Genomic DNA, 16162 nt, shown 5'->3' on the forward strand with positions numbered 1-16162 from the left:
AGCCTAGACTCCTGGGCATTCCGCGACGCAGCAGGCCGTGAGGAGACTCCCATGTCATCCGCGCCCGAACAGGAATCACTCGCCGCCCTCGCGACCCGGCACGGGCTGCGGCGAGCCATGGCCCGCCCGGACATGCACGTCTACCTGCGCCGATTATGGGAACGCCGGCACTTCATCCTGGTGTACGCGACCTCGCGGACCGCCTCGAAGTACTCCGCCTCCGCGCTCGGGCAGCTCTGGCAGGTGGTGACGCCGCTGCTGAACGCCGGCATCTACTGGGTCATGTTCGGCCTCGTCCTGGGCGGACAGGAGCACATCGAGAACTATGCGGCGTTCCTCGTCACGGGGATATTCGTCTTCACCTACAGCCAGCGGTCGGCCTCGGCGGGGGCCAAGTCCGTCTCGGGGAACCTCTCGCTCATCCGCGCCCTGCACTTCCCCCGCGCCGCGCTGCCCCTCGCCTACACCCTTCAGGAACTGCGGCAGTCGGCCATCTCCATGGGCGTGCTGCTCGTCCTCGTGGTCGTCATGGGGGAGTTCCCCACCTGGTTCTGGCTGCTGATCCCGGTCGCCCTGCTCCTGCAGACGATGTTCAACATCGGGCTGAGCCTGGTCCTGGCGCGGTTGGGGGCCTCGCTGCGCGACGTGAACCAGCTCCTGCCGTTCGTCCTGCGGACCTGGCTGTACGCCTCCGGGGTCTTCTTCTCGATCCAGTACAAGATCGTGGGATATCCGGACCCGGTCACCGGCAAGCCGGTCGGCGGGGTCGGGCTGCCGCAGTGGGTGGCCGACGTCATGTATCTCAACCCCGCCGCCTCCACCATCGAGTTCATGCGCGACCTCCTGATCCACGCGTACAGCCCTCGCCCGCTCGTCTGGCTGAGCTGCGCGTTCTGGGCGGTCGCCGGACTGATCTCCGGGCTCTGGTACTTCTGGCGGGCCGAGGACACGTACGGGCGCGGGTGAGGGCCGGAAAAAGGGTTCGCGCGCGGGGGGCGTGCTCTGGTTTGCTCCCCTTCATGACGTCTGCGTGGGTCGGCGAGCGGGTGCGCCTGAGGGCCATCGAACCGGAGGACTGGGCGGCGTTCCTCGCCTTCGAGGAGGACACCGACGCGGCCAGGAACGGCTGGCGGCTGCCTCCGCCCCGCTCGGCCGCCCAGGCGCAGAAGTGGGCCAGGGAGCTGGCCGAGCAGGAGTCCGACATGGACGAGCTGCGCCTGGTGATCGCCGACGCCGGCGACGGCCGCCCGGTCGGCATGCTCAACACGCACGAGGTCGAGCGTGTGCACGGCACGTTCTGCTACGGCATCTCCATCGGCACGCCCCACCACCGCAAGGGCTACGCCAGCGAGGCGATCGTCCTGCTGCTGCGCTACATGTTCGCCGAGCGCCGCTTCCAGAAGGCCGAGGCGTGGGTCTACAGCTCCAACGACCCGTCGCAGGCCCTGCACCGGCGGCTCGGCTTCGTCGAGGAAGGCCGCCGGCGCAGGAGCCGCTTCGCCGCCGGGCGCTACGACGACGGGATCCTGTTCGGGATGACGGTCGAGGAGTTCACCGCGCTCTACGGCTGAAGCTCGGCCCGCAGCCGCCGGGTGGCCTCGACGACGTGCGCCAGCGAGGCTTCCACCTGCTCGTACGTGCGCGTCTTCAGCCCGCAGTCGGGGTTGACCCAGACCCGCTCGGCCGGCAGCGCCGCCAGCGTCCTGCGCAGCAGGTCCTCGACCTCGTCCGCGCCGGGCACGCGCGGGGAGTGGATGTCGTACACGCCGGGGCCGAGGCCGCGGCCGAACGCGCGCACCGCGCCCAGGATGCGCGCCCCCGAACGGGCCGACTCGATCGTGGTGACGTCGGCGTCCAGGCCGTCGATGGCGGCCAGGATCTGGTCGGCGTCCGAATAGCACAGGTGGGTGTGGATCTGGGTGCGGTCGGCCGCGTCGGAGGTGGCCCGCCGGTAGGCCGCCACCGCCCACTCCAGGTAGTCGGCCTGCGCGGCCCGCCGCAGCGGCAGCAGCTCGCGCAGGGCGGGCTCGTCCATCTGGATGATCGACACCCCGGCCGCCTCCAGGTCGCGCACCTCCTCGCGTACCGCGTCGGCCACCTGGAACACCACGTCCCGCAGCGGCAGGTCGTCGCGGACGAACGACCAGGCCACGATCGTCACCGGCCCGGTGAGCATGCCCTTGACCGGCTTGGCGGTGAGCGACTGCGCGTAGGAGGCCCAGCGCACGGTGATGGGCGCGGGACGGCCGACGTCGCCGTGCAGGATCGGCGGCCGGGTGCAGCGCGACCCGTACGACTGGACCCAGCCGTTCCTGGTGACCGCGAACCCGTCCAGGTGCTCGGCGAAGTACTGCACCATGTCGTTGCGCTCGGGCTCGCCGTGCACGAGCACGTCCAGGCCGAGGCGTTCCTGCACCCTGACGACGTGCTCGATCTCGGCCTCGACGCGCCGCTCGTAGTCCTCCTCCGACAGCGTGCCGGCCACCACGGCCGCCCGCGCCGCGCGCAGCTCGCCGGTCTGGGGGAACGAGCCGATGGTGGTGATCGGCAGCACGGGCAGGCGCAGGTGAGCGTCCTGGGCGGCGGCCCGCACCGCGTACGGCGCGCGCTCCTCCGGCGCGGCCGGCGCGGTCAGCGGCACCGAGGGCCCGGCCGGGACCGGCCCCCGGAAGTCCGACCGGGCCAGCGCCACCACCTCGGCCACCTTCTGCTCGGCGAACGCCAGCCGTTCCCGCAGCGCCGGATCGAGGTCGGGCTCGGCGTCCACGTCGTAGGGCACGTGCAGCAGCGAGCACGACGTGCTCACCGTCACCCGGTCCGCGCGCACGCCGCCGAGGGCGGCCAGGGCGCGTTCCGGCGCGGTACGCCACACGTCGCGGCCCGACACCACGCCCGCGACCACGGTCTTGCCCGGCAGGTCGGGCACGGCGCCGCCGCGCACCAGGTCCACGCCGATCGCCTCGACGGGCGTGCCGGCCAGCACCGGCAGCGCGGGCCCGAGGTCGCCGAAGTAGGAGGCCACGAACAGCTCCGGACGGACGGCCGCCGACCCCAGCCGGTCGTAGGCGAGCCGCATGGCCGCCAGTTCCTCGGGCGTGCGGTCGCCGACCAGCGCCGGCTCGTCGAGCTGCACCCACTCGACGCCCTCGGCGGCCAGCGCCGCGAGCAGCTCCTCGTAGCAGCCGAGCACGTCCTCCAGCCGCTCGGGCGCCCCGGCCAGCAGCAGGAACGTCACCGGCCCGACCACGACGGGCCGCGTCTCGTGGCCGAGCGCGCGGGCCTCACGCACCTCGGCGAGCGGCTTGGCGGCGTCCAGCTTGAAGACGGTCTCCGGGCCGATCTCCGGCACGATGTAGTGGTAGTTGGTGTCGAACCACTTCGTCATCCGCAGCGGCGCCAGGCCCTCGGTGCCCCTGGCCATCGCGAAGTAGGGGTCCTCGGCCGCGCGGTAGCGCTCGGGCACCGCGCCCAGCAGCACCGCCGTGTCCAGCACGTGGTCGTACAGGGAGAAGGTGTTGGACGGCAGGCCCGCAAGGCCCAGCTCGGCCAGCCGGCGCCAGGTCCGCTCCCTGATCTCCGCGCCCGTCCGCTCCAGCTCCGCCCGGCCGGACCGCCCGTCCCAGTACGACTCCAGGGCCCGCTTCAGCTCCCGTCGCGGCCCGATCCTCGGGTACCCGAGCACCGTGGACGTGGGGAATGGCGACATCTCAGCTCCTCGATCACGTCGGTCAGATGCGGGAATCGTGTCCGGCGGAGCCGAGGTGGTGCATCATCGATAAGTGCTGCTTATGCTCAAGGAGATCCACTGCTTCCTCCTGGTCGCCGAGCGGCTCGGCTTCTCGGCCGCCGCCGCCGACCTGGGCATGTCGCAGCCCGCCGTGAGCCAGGCCATCAACCGGCTCGAACGCGCCGCCGGGGTCAGGCTCTTCGAGCGCAGCGCCCGCGAGGTGCGGCTGACGGCCGAGGGGAAGGGGCTGCTGCCGTACGCCAGACAGGTGCTCGAATCGGCTCAGACGTTCACCGCCGAGGCCGCCAGACTGGCCCGTGCGACCATTCACCTGGCTTATCCACCGCTGGTGGGCACGCTCGCCGCGCGCATCGCCAGGCGGCTGGCCGGGCGCGCCCCGGCGATCGGCGTGGAGCTCGTCGCGGCCGGACGGGGCGCCGCGGCCCAGGCGCTGGGCAGCGGGGAGGTCTCGGCCGCGATCCTGGCCACGCCAGCGCCCGCGCAGTTCGTCACGGCGGCCCGCTTCCACGTGACCGTGGACCATCTGGCCGTCCCGCTCGGGCACCGGCTGGCCGGGCACGGCAGGGTCACGCCGGACGACCTGGGCGGGCAGGTGCTGCTGACGCCGGGGAGCCGGCCGTGGGCGGGGCTGCCGGGGCGTTCGCGGATGGTGGCCGACGACGACTTCGCCGCCGCGCTCGATCTGGTGGCCGCCGGGGCGGGGCTGCTGCCGATCCCGCAGCTCCTGGTCAGGTCCATCAGACGGGACGACGTGCGGTTCGTGCCGCTGGAGGCGGGGGAGCTGCGCATCACCTACGCGCTGGCCTGGGCGCGGGAGCGGGTGACGCCGGAGCTGATGGCGCTGGTGCAGGCGGTGCAGGACGCGCTCTGGACCAGGTGAGACCGGGTAGGACCGGGTGAGGCCGGATGGGCAGGGTCTAGCTGACGGGCAGGTTCTTCAGGGCCTCGCGGCGGCTCAGGCCGGAGATGCCCTTGGCGCGGACGTACCGGATGACTTCGTCGGGGTTGGTCTTGGCGTACTCGCGTAAGGACCAGCCGATGGCCTTGCGGGCGAAGAAGTCGGTGTCGGACAGGCTGGGCTCGATGCAGGCGTATAACAGGGCCGTGTCGGTGCGGGACTTGAAGCGGTTCTGGCACAGGATCGCGGTGCGGCGCTTCCACAGGTCGGCGTCGGCCGCCCACTCCAGCATGAGCCGGCGCATGGTGTCGGGGAAGGCGGCCAGCAGGCCGCCGACGCGGTGGGTGGCCAGTTCGTCGACCAGGTCCCACCAGGCGCCGGTGACGATCATCTCCTCGTACATCGGCACGGTGTAGAGGGTCTGGAAGTCGCGGTAGTAGTGGTGGCCGGTCAGCTCGACGGCGGCGTAACGCTCCTCGCGGTATTCGGCCTCCCGCCACAGCGAGAGCACCGCGCGCCGCCACTCGGGCGCGGAGTCGATGCGGTGGCCGGCGAACACCCGCCTGAGCGCCGCCCGCCTCGGCGTCGCCTGCACGCCGAGGAAGGGCATCTCCGACTTCATGTACGCGCGCATCGGCTCGGCCTTGTCCGGCTCGGCGACCTCCTCAAGGGCCAGCCGCACCGCCTTGCCGAGGCTCATCCCTGACGCTGGGTCGTGCGCTCGCCGGTGGCGAGCCCGTCGAACAGCACGGTGATGTAGTGCTCGGCCAGCGCGGTGGTGTTGAGCCTGCCGCCGGGACGGAACCAGCGCACGGCCACCCAGATGGTGTCGCGGATCATCCGGTAGGTCAGCTTGGGGTCGACGTCGGCCCTGAACAGCCCGGCCGCCTGACCGGCCTTGATCTGGGTCACCCAGATCTGCTCGACCTCGTCCTCGGCCTTGACCAGATAGTTGAAGCGCTCGAACTGGCGCAGGTAGTTCCAGTCGTTCTGCATGACGGTGATCGCGGCGCGGTGGGGCTCCAGCGTGCCGAAGCCGATGCGGACCATCTCCGACAGGACCGTGCGGGCGTCGGAGTTGTTGTCGACGGCGGCGCGGTAGCGGGCGATGAGGTCGTCGAGGAAGGTGGACAGCACCTCGTCGACGATCGTCTCCTTGGAGTCGAAGTGGTGGTAGAGGCTGCCGGACAGGATGCCCGCCTCGTCGGCGATCTCGCGTACGGTCGTGGCCTGGAAGCCCTTGCGCGCGAAGAGCTCCGCGGCGAGCTTGACGAGGTGGTCACGCCGCTCTGAGGCCGCCCCAGTGGAGGAGGCGCGCTGGCGCTTCGCCGGTGACGTGGTGGTGCCGGAGTTCTTTCGCGTGGTCACGTTTCCCATTATGAGCCCTCAGACAATCGCTTGTTCACGCGTCAGGCCCAGCTCGTGGGGCATTATCTTGCTTACCAAGCGCTTGTTAGGATGCGGAGATGAACGAGGCATACATCGTCGCCGCCGTCCGTACCCCCGTCGGGCGCAGGAACGGCGGGCTGGCCGCGGCCCACCCGGCCGACCTCGGCGCGCACGTGCTCCGCGAGCTGATGGACCGCGCGGACGCCGACCCCGCCGCCGTCGAGGACGTGATCTTCGGCTGCGTGGACACGATCGGGCCGCAGGCCGGGGACGTCGCGCGTACCTGCTGGCTGGCCGCCGGGCTGCCCGAGGAGGTGCCGGGCGTCACCGTCGACCGCCAGTGCGGCTCCTCGCAGCAGGCCCTGCACTTCGCCGCCCAGGCCGTGCTGTCAGGCACCAGCGACCTGGTGGTGGCGGGCGGCGTGCAGAACATGAGCATGATCCCGATCTCCTCGGCCATGCTGGCGGGCCGGCCGCTCGGGCACGAGACCCCGTTCGCCGGGTCCAAGGGCTGGGCCGCCCGCTACGGCACGGCGGAGGTCTCCCAGTTCGCCGGGGCCGAGCAGATGGCGGTGGCCTGGGACCTGTCGCGCGAGGACATGGAGCGCTACGCCTACGAGTCCCACCGCCGCGCGCTGCGGGCCGTGGACGAGGGGCGCTTCCGGCGCGAGATCGTCCCCTGGGAGGGCGTCGCCGACGACGAGGCCCCCCGCAGGGACACCACGCCGGAGAAGATGGCCGCGCTCAGGCCGCTGGCCGAAGGGGGGCGGCTCACGGCGGCGCTGGCGTCCCAGATCTCCGACGGCGCGGCGGCGCTGCTGGTCGCCTCGCCCCGGGCCGTACGCGACCACGGGCTGACCCCGCGCGCCCGCGTGCACCACCTCTCGGCGCGCGGCGCGGACCCGATCATGATGCTCTCCGCGCCCATCCCCGCCACGGCCCACGCCCTGGGCCGGACCGGCCTGGCCATCGACGACTTCGACGCGATCGAGATCAACGAGGCGTTCGCCTCCGTCGTGCTGGCCTGGATCAAGGAGACCGGCGCCGACCCGGCCCGGGTGAACCCCAACGGCGGCGCCATCGCGCTCGGCCATCCGCTCGGCGCGACCGGCGCGGTCCTGACCGTGAAGCTGCTGCACGAACTGGAGCGCACCGGCGGCCGGTACGGCCTGCAGGCCATGTGCGAAGGCGGCGGACAGGCGAACGTCACCGTCATCGAACGCCTCGGCTGAAAGGCCGCGCCGCGCCAACTCAAGTGAGCATTTCCGGCAATGGTTGAATAAGACACGGAAGGAACCGGGCTGACATCAGAAAATGCCTCTAGCAAATAGGAAACTTTCCTATTAGATTTCGGGTCATGCCCCTCAGCGGTGACCTTCTTCACCTCGCCGACGCCGTCCTCCTCCCTGGTTTCGCGGGACAGATGCCTCCGGACTGGATCCGCCGACGACTCGGCGAGGGACTGGCCGGTGTGGTGCTGTTCTCCCGCAACATCGCCGACCCCGCACAGGTCGCCCGGCTCACCGCCGCGCTGCGCGCGGAGAACCCCGCGGTGCTCGTCGGCACCGACGAGGAGTCCGGCGAGGTCACCCGGCTGGAGGTGAGCACCGGCAGCAGCCGCCCCGGCGGGTACGCGCTCGGCGTCGTGGACGACGTCGGCCTCACCGAGGCCCTGGCCAGGGACATGGGCGGCGAACTGGCGGCCGCGGGCATCACGATCGACTTCGCCCCCTCCGCCGACGTCAACTCCAACCCCGACAACCCGGTCATCGGCCTGCGCTCCTTCGGGGCCGATCCCGCGCTCGTCGCCCGGCACACCAGGGCGTTCGTCCGCGGCCTGCAGTCGGCCGGGGTGGCCGCCTGCGCCAAGCACTTCCCCGGCCACGGGGACACCACCGTCGACTCCCACCACGGCGTGCCCGTGGTGGCCGACGCCGGCATCGAGGAGGCGCTCTTCCCGTTCCGGGAAGCGATCAAGGAGGGGGTCAAGTCGATCATGACCGGCCACCTGCTCGTGCCCTCCTACGACGCCGAGCTGCCCGCCACGCTCAGCCCCAAGGTCCTCACGGGCCTGCTGCGCGAGGAACTGGGCTTCCAGGGAATGATCATCACGGACGGCATAGAAATGGCCGCGGTGTCGGGGGCGTACGGGATCGGGGGCGCCTCCGCCCGCGCCATAGCCGCGGGGGCCGACGCGATCTGCGTGGGCGGCGAGCGGGCCGACGAGGCCACCGCCGTCGAGGTCCGCGACGCCATCGCCGCCGCCGTGACCGAAGGACTGCTGCCCGAGGAGCGACTGGCCGACGCCGCACGCAGGGTCCGCGAGCTGGCCGCCTGGACCACCTCCTCGGGCAGCCCCGTACCGGAGGACGGCTACCTCGGGCTCTCCGCGGCCCGCCGGGCCGTCCGCGTCACCCGCAGGTCCACGGCCCCCGTGCTGCCGCTCACCGGGGCGGCGCACGTGGTCGAGCTGACGCCCGAGATGAACCTGGCCATCGACAAGGGCACTCCGTGGGGCGTCGGCGAGCCGCTGGGACGGCTGCTGCCCGGCACCGCCGTCACCCGGCTGGCGGCCGGGGACACCACCGGGGCCAGGCTGGAGCGGCTGATCGGCGAGGCGGCGCAGCGCCCGCTGGTGATCGTGGTCCGCGACGCGCACCGCTACGCCTGGCAGGGCGAGGCGCTGCGGCACCTGCTCAGCGCCCGGCCGGACGCCGTCGTCGTGGAGATGGGCCTGCCCGCCCGCTCCGACCTCGGCGCCGTGCACATCGCCACGTACGGGTCGGCGCGGGTCTGCGGCCAGGCGGCGGCGGAGGTGCTCACCGGTACGCTGTGACACCGTGATCCTTGACGGCGAAGACCTCTCCCACAGCCGCCCCGCCCTCCACGACGACGGGCCGCACGTCTTCCGCGGCTGCGACCTGACCGAGGCCGACCTGTCCGGAGCCGCGCTGGCCGGCGCCCGCTTCGAGTCCTGCGTGCTCGACGGCGCCGACCTGCGCAAGGCCGACCTCGACGGCGCGGTCTTCGCGGGCGGCGGCGGCATGCGCCCGAGGTTCAACGACGCCGACCTGATCGACGCGACGTTCACCGACGTCGACCTGTCCTCGGCCCAGTTCGGCGGCGCCCTGCTCACCGACGCCTCCTTCCAGGGCTGCCGCATGATCGGCGCCGCGCTCACGGCCTCGCGCGGCACCGGCTTCAAGGTCGCGCGGTGCAACCTGACGCTGGCCAACCTCGGCGGCTGCTCGCTGCGCGGCGAGTTCATCGAGGGAGTGCGCTTCGACGACGCCGACCTGTCGGGCTGCGACTTCACCGAGGCCACCTTCAGCGACTGCCGGCTCATCGGTACGCGGCTGCTCAACACCACGTTCGCCAAGGCCGACCTGCGCGGCGCCGACCTCGGGCAGCCCGACGACGCCAAGCTGCGCGCCTTCGCCGGCGCGATCATCAACCAGGCCCAGGCCAACGCCATCCTCGCCGCCCGGGGCATCACCGTCGTGTGAGCCAGGCGTCGTGCGGGTCAGGTGTCGTGCGGGTCAGGTGTCGTGCGGGTCAGGCGTCGTGCGGGTCAGGTGTCGTGCGGGTCAGGGCAGGTGCTTGCGTACCTCCTCGGCCTCGGCCATCACCCGCCCGATCAGCTCGGCGCACGACGGCAGGTCCTCGATCACGCCCACCACCTGGCCGGAGGCCATCACCCCGAGGTCGGCCCGCCCGTCCACCATCGCCGCGCGCAGCAGCACCGGCGTGTTGGCCGCCTGGAGCACCTGCGCCCAGGTCAGCTCCCGGCCGCGGCGCATCCGGCGTCCCTCGCGGACCAGCGCGCCCCACGACAGGCCGGACAGCCGACGGAAGCGGGCGCCGTTCAGCACCGCGCGCAGCAGCCGCGAGCGTTCCAGCGAGGCCACGAACGGGGTGCTGAGCACGCGGTGCGGCACGCCGTCCACCCTGGTCGTCACGACGGTCTCGCGGGCGGCCAGGTAGACGTCCTTGACCGCGCCGGGCACCGGGGACTCGCGGGTCAGCAGGAACCGGGTGCCCATGGCGATCCCGCACGCGCCGTAGGCCAGCGCGGCGACCAGGCCCCGGCCGTCGAAGAAGCCGCCCGCCGCGATCACCGGGATGTCCACCGCGTCCACGACCTGCGGCAGCAGCAGCGTGGTGGCCAGTGGGCCGGTGTGCCCGCCGCCCTCGCCGCCCTGCACGATCACCGCGTCCACGCCCCACGCGGCCACCTTCTCGGCGTGCCGGCGCGCCCCCACCGACGGGATGGTGACGACCCCCGCGTCCTTGAGCCGGGCGATCAGCTCCCGTCGGGGCGCCTGGGCGAACGACGCCACCCGCACGCCCTCCCTGATCATCACCGCCACCCGCTCGGCCGCGTCGTCGGCGTCGGATCGGATGTTCACCCCGAAGGGGGCGTCCGTCCGCTCCTTGACCCGCCTGACCGCCGCCGTCATCTCGGGCACCGACATGGTGGCGGCGCCGATCACGCCCAGCCCGCCCGCCGCCGAGACGGCCGCGGCCAGCCGGGCGCCCGCGACGTACCCCATGCCGGTCTGGACGACGGGATGGCGGCAGCCGGTGAGCTCGGTCAGCGCCGTCCTCACCCGGCCACCTCGCGGTCGCGCGCCCGCCCGGGATCCAGCCGGTCCAGGACGGCCAGCTCGACGGCGTCCGGCTCCCGTGTCGTGGGCACCTCCGGCGGGACGACCAGGTCGAAGCCGGTGGCGGCCAGCACGTCGGCCACGCTCACCCCCGGATGCGTGGACACCAGGCGCATCGAGCCGTCGGGGGTGGCGAAGTCGAGCACCGCCAGGTCCGTCACCACCCGCCGCAGCTCGTACGCCCCCCGGTCGGTGCCCAGCCCGCTCACCATGTCCACCTCGGGCACGAACACCCGCCGCGAGTGCCGCGGGATCCAGTAGCTCGTCGGGTCGCACCGCGTGTTCCCCGGCGCCCCGCGCACCCCGAGGAGCTGGGCCTTGGGACGGGCCCAGTCGCCGATGCAGGAGATGTTGCTGTTCCCGTGCCGGTCGATCTGGCTCGCGCCGAGCATCACGTGCCGGCGGCCGTTCAGCACCAGCCACAGGTGCTCCCGGAACGGCAGCCACCCCTCCACCACCCCGGGCGCCGCCCCCAGCGCGGGCACGTCGCCGGTGAGCAGGCAGACGCCGTCGGAGGTGAGCAGGCCGGGCTCGAACGTCAGCCGGGCCAGCCGCGCGGCCAGCACCGTGACCGCCCCGCCGATCCCGGCCGCCAGGATCTCCCCGTCGCCCCTGAACGCCTCCGCGCAGGCCAGCACGCACACATCAGCCCTGCTCATCGGTGTCGCCCTCCACGTATCGCCGCTGCCGTTCCTCGTCGCGCCCGTAGTCCGGCTCGCAGGAGGTGAACCCGGCCCCGCCGGGCGCCTCGACCACGCCCGTCACCATCGACCGGCTGATCAGCAACGACTGCACCGGCCCCTCCTTCAGCAGGTCGGCGGTGTCCACCAGCCGCTCGCAGGACACGTAGCAGCGGCTGGCCGCCTTGGCGTACAGGTCGTCGAAATACGGGTCGAGGCCGAGGTACTGGGCGTTCCCGCGGACGTCGGCCCGGTTCAGGTGCACCAGCGCCACGTCCATGGTCAGGGCGGGCACCGCGACCAGCTCCTCCCCGTCCCCGTACGGCGAGCGCACGGTCCGCAGCTCCGGGTTGACCCGCAGCACGCCGGACCCCAGCCCCGCCCGCGTCGGCAGGAACGGCAGCCGGTGCGCCGCCGCCAGCAGCCCGAACATGAACATGCCCTCGTCGTACTCGGTGAACTCGACCGCGCCCGCCTGCCTGGCCGCCCGGAAGTGCGGTTCGAGGGGGATGGAGTCGAGCGTGACGAACGGCGCCACGACCCTGCGCACCTTGCCCGCCGCGCACAACATGCCGACGTCCGGCCCGCCGTAGGAGACGATCGTCAGATCCCGGACGGACGTGCGCAGCAGGCCGCCCACCAGCGCCATGGGCTTGCGCCGCGAGCCCCAGCCGCCGATCCCGACCGTCATCCCGCTCTCCACCGAGGCCGCGACCTCCTCGACGGACATCACCTTGCTCATCGGAACCGCTCCCTGTGCTCGTCGCCCATGCCCATGAGGTTCAGCTCGAAGGTGAAGCCCTGCTCGAAGCGGTAGCTGCGCCGCACGTCCACCGGGTCGATGCCGTTCAGCGACTCCTTGGCGCGGCGGATGACGTACGGGTCCTTGGCCGCGATCTGCCCGGCCACCTCCATCGCCGCCTCGCGCAGCTTGTCGGGCGGCACCACCTCCAGCACCGACCCGAACGCGTGCAGCTCGGCCGCCGTGACGTTCCGGCAGGTGTAGACCATGGCCCGCATGAGGTGCTGGGGCACCAGCCGGGCCAGGTGCGTGGCGGCCCCGAGCGCCCCGCGGTCCACCTCGGGCAGCCCGAAGTAGGCGTCCTCGCTCGCCACCACCACGTCCGCGTTGCCGGCCAGGCCGACGCCGCCGCCCAGGCAGTACCCGTGCACGGCGGCGATCACCGGCACCTCGCACTCGTAGACGGCCGCGAACGCCTCGAAACACTGCCGGTTCGCGGCGACGAGCGCCGTGTGCCCGGGGTCGGCCCGCATCTCCTTGATGTCCACGCCGGCGTTGAACCCGCGGCCCTCGGCCCGCAGCACCACCACCCTGGTCGCCGGGTCGCGCCCGGCCGCGCGCACCGCCGCCGCCAGGTCGGCCCAGCCCTGGACGGTCAACGCGTTCACCGGCGGCACGTCCACCACGACCTCGGCGACCGGCCCGTCCCGCAGTGTGATCCCCATCGCGCTCCCTGGTCGCACCTAACGCTTGCTTGGTACGGTAGCACCCGTGACGGTCACTTACGACTACACGGGCAGGTCCGTGCTGGTGACGGGCGGCACCCAGGGCATCGGCGCGGGCATCGCCCACGCCTTCCGCGCGGCCGGCGCCGACGTGACGGTCTGCGCCAGGAAGGACCCCGGCCCCCTGGACGGCCTGCGCTTCGTCCAGGCCGACGTGCGCGTCCCGGCGGACGTCGAACGGCTGGTCGCCGGGTTCGACCGGCTCGACGTGGTGGTCAACAACGCCGGCGGCTCGCCGCCCGCTCCCGTGTCGGGCACCTCGCCGCGCCTGCACGCCCGCGTCATCGAGCTCAACCTGACCGCCCCTCTGCTGGTCTCCCAGCGGGCCCACCCGCTGCTGGCCGCGGCCCGCGGGGCGATCGTGATGATCGGCAGCGTCAGCGGCGCGCGTCCCTCGCCCGGCACCGCCGCGTACGGCGCCGCCAAGGCGGGCCTGCACCACCTGGCCCGCTGCCTGGCCGCCGAATGGGCCCCCGAGGTCAGGGTCAACTCGGTCGTGGTCGGCCTGGCCGACACCACGGCGGCCGAGCGGTACACCGGGCAGCGGCGGGCGGACGCCACCATCCCCGCCGGCCGCCCCGCCACGCCCGCCGACGTGGCCGCGGCGTGCCTGTGGCTGGCCGCCCCCGGCTACGTGACCGGCGCCGAGGTACGGGTGGACGGCGGCGGCGAGATCCCCGCCTGGCAACACCTAGCTTCTGACGATATTTCTTGATATCTGTGCATGATCCCCTTGGGAGGTCTTGTGGGCATTTGCGCTGGCCGCGTGGTGATCGTGACAGGCGCCGGACGCGGCATCGGCAGGCAGCACGCCCTGGAGTTCGCCCGGCAGGGCGCCCGCGTCGTGGTGAACGACCTCGGCACCGCCCGCGACGGCGGCGGCGCGTCGTCCGGCCCGGCCCACGAAGTCGTCGCGGAGATCGAGGCCCTCGGCGGCCGGGCGGTGGCCAACTGCGACGACGTGTCCGACTGGGCCGGCGCCGCCCGGCTGGTGAAGACCGCCGTAAGCGCGTACGGCCGGCTGGACGTCCTGGTGAACAACGCCGGCTTCCTGCGCGACCGCATGCTGGTCTCGATGACCGAGCAGGAGTGGGACGACGTCGTCCGCGTGCACCTCAAGGGCCACTTCCTGCCGCTGCGGCACGCGGCCGCGTACTGGCGGGAGCGCTCGAAGGCGGGCGAGGAGGTGTCCGGCAGGGTGGTCAACACCTCGTCGGGCGCGGGCCTGCTGGGCAGCGTCGGCCAGGCCGGCTATTCGGCGGCCAAGGCCGGGATCGCCGCGCTCACCCAGGTCGCCGCCGCCGAGCTGGCCCGCTACGGCGTCACCGTCAACGCCATCGCACCGGCCGCCCGCACCCGGATGACCGAGGAGGTGTTCGCGGCGACCATGGCCAGGCCGCGGGCCGGGTTCGACCCCATGGACCCGGCGAACGTCGCCCCGCTCGTGGTCTGGCTCGGCTCGGCGGCCGCCGCGCACGTGACGGGCCGGGTCTTCGAGGTGGAGGGCGGCACGATCGCGCTGGCCACCGGCTGGCGGCACGGCCCCGCCGTGGACCGGGGCGCCCGCTGGTCGCCGGAGGAGGTGGGCGAGGCCGTCGCCACGCTCCTGGAGGCCGCGCCCGCCCCCGAGCCGGTCTACGGCGCGGCCCCCTGATCCCCGCCTGCTAGCGGACCAGGCCGGGCACGGACGACTGGCCGTCCCCCCGCAATGCGAACAGCTCGGTGGCGCGCCCCGAGGTCACGTCCACCGCGTAGACCCTGGCGACGGCGCGGGGGTCGTCGTCCGGATAGGCCAGCAACGTCACCTCCTGGGGGGAGGTCCAGCCGCCCAGCTTGGCCGGCCGCAGCCCCTCGGCGAGTCCCGACGGCCTGACCCGGCGCTCCTTGCCTCCCGTGACGTCGAAGACGACGATCGTGCCGTCGCGCTGCACCATGGGCTCCCGGTTCCGGTCGAGGGTCGTGCCGACGCGGGCGATCGTGCGCCCGTCCGGGGCCAGGGCGCTGAAGTCGTAGGTGTGCTCCGGGACCGTCACCGGGTCGCGGCCGAGCACCCGCAACGACGTGGTGTCCCCCTTGGCCCTGGCCAGCACGACCGGGCCCGTCCCGTCCGCCACGCTCACCGGCCACCAGCCCTTCGTCAGATCGGTCACCGTGCCGCGTTCCAGGTCCACGAGCCGGGGCGCGCCGGCCCCCGCCACCACGAAGCGCAGGCCGCCGGGCGAGAGCCGCAGCGCGTACTCGGCGGCGAAGTCCTCCGCGTCCTGCTTCAGCGGCGACGTCCACACCTGGCCCCCGGCCAGGTCCCGGACGACGATCGCGTGCTTGCCGGGGCTGTAGTAGGCGATCCTGCGCCCGTCGGCCGTAGCCTCGACCGGCCCGTTCTGCGGCCCGTCGGCCAGCTCGTACGTGGCGCCGTCCCGGGTCACCAGCCGCCACGGGCAGGCCGAGGCGTCGTCGCGGCACATCGGCCGGTAGAACTGCTCGACCGGCGCGACCCCCTCGGCGGGCAACTCCAGGGCGGTGGCCGTCGGCGGGGCGAGCACGATCGGCGCCGCCGGGCGCGCCTCCCGCAGGAGCACCGCGCCTCCGCCCCCGAGCACGCAGACCGCCGCCGCGACGCTCACGGCCAGGCGGGCCGCGCGCCTGCGCCGGGCGCGCAGCACGGCCCGCGCGCCCAGGTCGACGACCGGCGCCTGCTCGGCCAGCGCCTGCAGGTCCGCACGCAGCGTCTTCATCGGTACACCTCCGCGGGGGTGAGGGCGCGCAGCCTGGACAGCGCGTAGTGCGTCTGGCTCTTGACCGTGCCGAGCGAGACGCCCATGAGCCGGGCGGTCTCGTGCTCGGTGCGGTCCTCGTAGAAGCGCAGCACGATCACCGCGCGCTGTTTCGGGGTGAGCCGGGCCAGCGCCTCGAGCAGGGCCAGGCGGCGCACGGTCGCCTCGTCGTGCGCGTGCCCGCCGGTCTCCGGCAGCTCGGCGGCGGGCAGCTCGGGCCGTCTGCGCCGGCGCCAGGAGATGGTCTGGTTCACCAGGGCCCGGCGCGCGTACGCCTCGGGGTTGCCGTCCCTGGCGAGCTTGCCCCAATGCGAGGCGACACGGGTGAGGACCGTCTGCAACAGGTCCTCGGCGAGATGGGGGTCTCCGGTGAGCAGGTACGCGGTCCGCATCAGCGACTGCTGACGGGCGCGTACGAACTCGTGGAACCCCTCGTAGCGGTCCATGTAGGAAATCAACTCCACCGAGGGCCCGAGGGT

At 73.2% G+C, this 16162-nt stretch carries 17 protein-coding genes; 8 read left to right on the forward strand and 9 right to left on the reverse strand.

Annotated features, from left to right (window positions below):
- Window positions 1-51: 51 nt before the first annotated feature.
- Together ABZ444_RS23760 and ABZ444_RS23765 are read left to right on the forward strand one after the other, a co-directional pair.
- Window positions 52-966, forward strand: a complete 915-nt coding sequence (locus ABZ444_RS23760; RefSeq protein WP_358000616.1) for an ABC transporter permease — start codon at window positions 52-54, stop codon at window positions 964-966.
- Between the two features lie 53 nt (window positions 967-1019).
- The gene (locus ABZ444_RS23765) at window positions 1020-1571 is read left to right on the forward strand and encodes a GNAT family protein (RefSeq protein ID WP_358000619.1); all 552 of its coding nucleotides are present in this window, start codon (window positions 1020-1022) and stop codon (window positions 1569-1571) included.
- Here ABZ444_RS23765 and metE read toward each other — a convergent pair.
- Entirely contained in the window at window positions 1562-3706 is a 2145-nt protein-coding gene (gene metE / locus ABZ444_RS23770) for a 5-methyltetrahydropteroyltriglutamate--homocysteine S-methyltransferase (RefSeq protein ID WP_358000621.1), read from the reverse strand. The genes ABZ444_RS23765 and metE overlap by 10 nt on opposite strands.
- A gap of 82 nt (window positions 3707-3788) precedes the next feature.
- Here metE and ABZ444_RS23775 point away from each other — a divergent pair, with 82 nt between their 5' ends.
- Complete coding sequence (locus ABZ444_RS23775; protein WP_358000736.1) at window positions 3789-4628, forward strand: LysR family transcriptional regulator; 840 nt, start codon at window positions 3789-3791, stop codon at window positions 4626-4628.
- A 37-nt stretch (window positions 4629-4665) separates the two neighbouring features.
- Here ABZ444_RS23775 and ABZ444_RS23780 read toward each other — a convergent pair whose 3' ends face one another.
- Both ABZ444_RS23780 and ABZ444_RS23785 read right to left on the reverse strand, forming a co-directional pair.
- Entirely contained in the window at window positions 4666-5346 is a 681-nt protein-coding gene (locus ABZ444_RS23780; protein WP_358000624.1) for a DNA alkylation repair protein, read from the reverse strand.
- Complete coding sequence (locus ABZ444_RS23785) at window positions 5343-6014, reverse strand: TetR family transcriptional regulator (RefSeq protein ID WP_357983878.1); 672 nt, start codon at window positions 6012-6014, stop codon at window positions 5343-5345. Before ABZ444_RS23785 ends, ABZ444_RS23780 begins: the two co-directional genes overlap by 4 nt.
- 98 nt (window positions 6015-6112) lie before the next feature.
- On the opposite strand from ABZ444_RS23785, the gene ABZ444_RS23790 reads away from it, so the two are divergent.
- The 3 genes from ABZ444_RS23790 (at window position 6113) to ABZ444_RS23800 (ending at window position 9541) form a co-directional block, all read left to right on the forward strand.
- On the forward strand, window positions 6113-7267 hold the full coding sequence (locus ABZ444_RS23790; protein WP_358000626.1) for an acetyl-CoA C-acetyltransferase: 1155 nt from the start codon (window positions 6113-6115) through the stop codon (window positions 7265-7267).
- A 125-nt stretch (window positions 7268-7392) separates the two neighbouring features.
- A complete protein-coding gene (locus tag ABZ444_RS23795) occupies window positions 7393-8871 on the forward strand; it encodes a glycoside hydrolase family 3 N-terminal domain-containing protein (RefSeq protein ID WP_358000629.1) in 1479 nt (492 codons plus the stop codon).
- A gap of 4 nt (window positions 8872-8875) precedes the next feature.
- Window positions 8876-9541 (forward strand): pentapeptide repeat-containing protein, encoded by a 666-nt coding sequence (locus ABZ444_RS23800; protein WP_358000632.1) that lies wholly within the window; start codon window positions 8876-8878, stop codon window positions 9539-9541.
- A gap of 81 nt (window positions 9542-9622) precedes the next feature.
- On the opposite strand, the gene ABZ444_RS23805 is transcribed toward ABZ444_RS23800, so the two are convergent.
- From ABZ444_RS23805 to ABZ444_RS23820, 4 genes are read right to left on the reverse strand one after another with little or no spacing between them, the layout of a single operon-like run.
- Window positions 9623-10645: a nitronate monooxygenase gene (locus ABZ444_RS23805; RefSeq protein WP_358000635.1), complete on the reverse strand. Its 1023-nt coding sequence runs from the start codon at window positions 10643-10645 to the stop codon at window positions 9623-9625.
- Window positions 10642-11361 carry a CoA-transferase gene (locus ABZ444_RS23810; protein ID WP_358000638.1) on the reverse strand — a complete coding sequence of 240 codons (720 nt, stop codon included), beginning with the start codon at window positions 11359-11361 and terminating at the stop codon, window positions 10642-10644. The genes ABZ444_RS23805 and ABZ444_RS23810 overlap by 4 nt, the downstream gene beginning before the upstream one ends.
- Window positions 11348-12124 carry a CoA-transferase gene (locus tag ABZ444_RS23815; RefSeq protein ID WP_358000640.1) on the reverse strand — a complete coding sequence of 259 codons (777 nt, stop codon included), beginning with the start codon at window positions 12122-12124 and terminating at the stop codon, window positions 11348-11350. The genes ABZ444_RS23810 and ABZ444_RS23815 overlap by 14 nt, the downstream gene beginning before the upstream one ends.
- On the reverse strand, window positions 12121-12849 hold the full coding sequence (locus ABZ444_RS23820; protein ID WP_358000643.1) for an enoyl-CoA hydratase family protein: 729 nt from the start codon (window positions 12847-12849) through the stop codon (window positions 12121-12123). Before ABZ444_RS23820 ends, ABZ444_RS23815 begins: the two co-directional genes overlap by 4 nt.
- A gap of 46 nt (window positions 12850-12895) precedes the next feature.
- Here ABZ444_RS23820 and ABZ444_RS23825 point away from each other — a divergent pair, with 46 nt between their 5' ends.
- Both ABZ444_RS23825 and ABZ444_RS23830 read left to right on the forward strand, forming a co-directional pair.
- The gene (locus ABZ444_RS23825) at window positions 12896-13624 is read left to right on the forward strand and encodes an SDR family oxidoreductase (protein WP_358000646.1); all 729 of its coding nucleotides are present in this window, start codon (window positions 12896-12898) and stop codon (window positions 13622-13624) included.
- Between the two features lie 9 nt (window positions 13625-13633).
- The gene (locus ABZ444_RS23830; RefSeq protein ID WP_358000649.1) at window positions 13634-14563 is read left to right on the forward strand and encodes an SDR family oxidoreductase; all 930 of its coding nucleotides are present in this window, start codon (window positions 13634-13636) and stop codon (window positions 14561-14563) included.
- 10 nt (window positions 14564-14573) lie between these two features.
- Here the strand turns inward: ABZ444_RS23830 and ABZ444_RS23835 are convergent, their stop codons facing one another.
- Window positions 14574-15644, reverse strand: coding sequence for a hypothetical protein (locus ABZ444_RS23835; protein WP_358000652.1), 1071 nt, complete (start codon window positions 15642-15644; stop codon window positions 14574-14576).
- Window positions 15641-16129: a SigE family RNA polymerase sigma factor gene (locus ABZ444_RS23840; protein ID WP_358000739.1), complete on the reverse strand. Its 489-nt coding sequence runs from the start codon at window positions 16127-16129 to the stop codon at window positions 15641-15643. The genes ABZ444_RS23835 and ABZ444_RS23840 overlap by 4 nt, the downstream gene beginning before the upstream one ends.
- Between the last annotated feature and the right edge of the window lie 33 nt (window positions 16130-16162).

The organism is Nonomuraea sp. NPDC005730 (genome assembly GCF_040630865.1).
Classification (GTDB): domain Bacteria; phylum Actinomycetota; class Actinomycetes; order Streptosporangiales; family Streptosporangiaceae; genus Nonomuraea.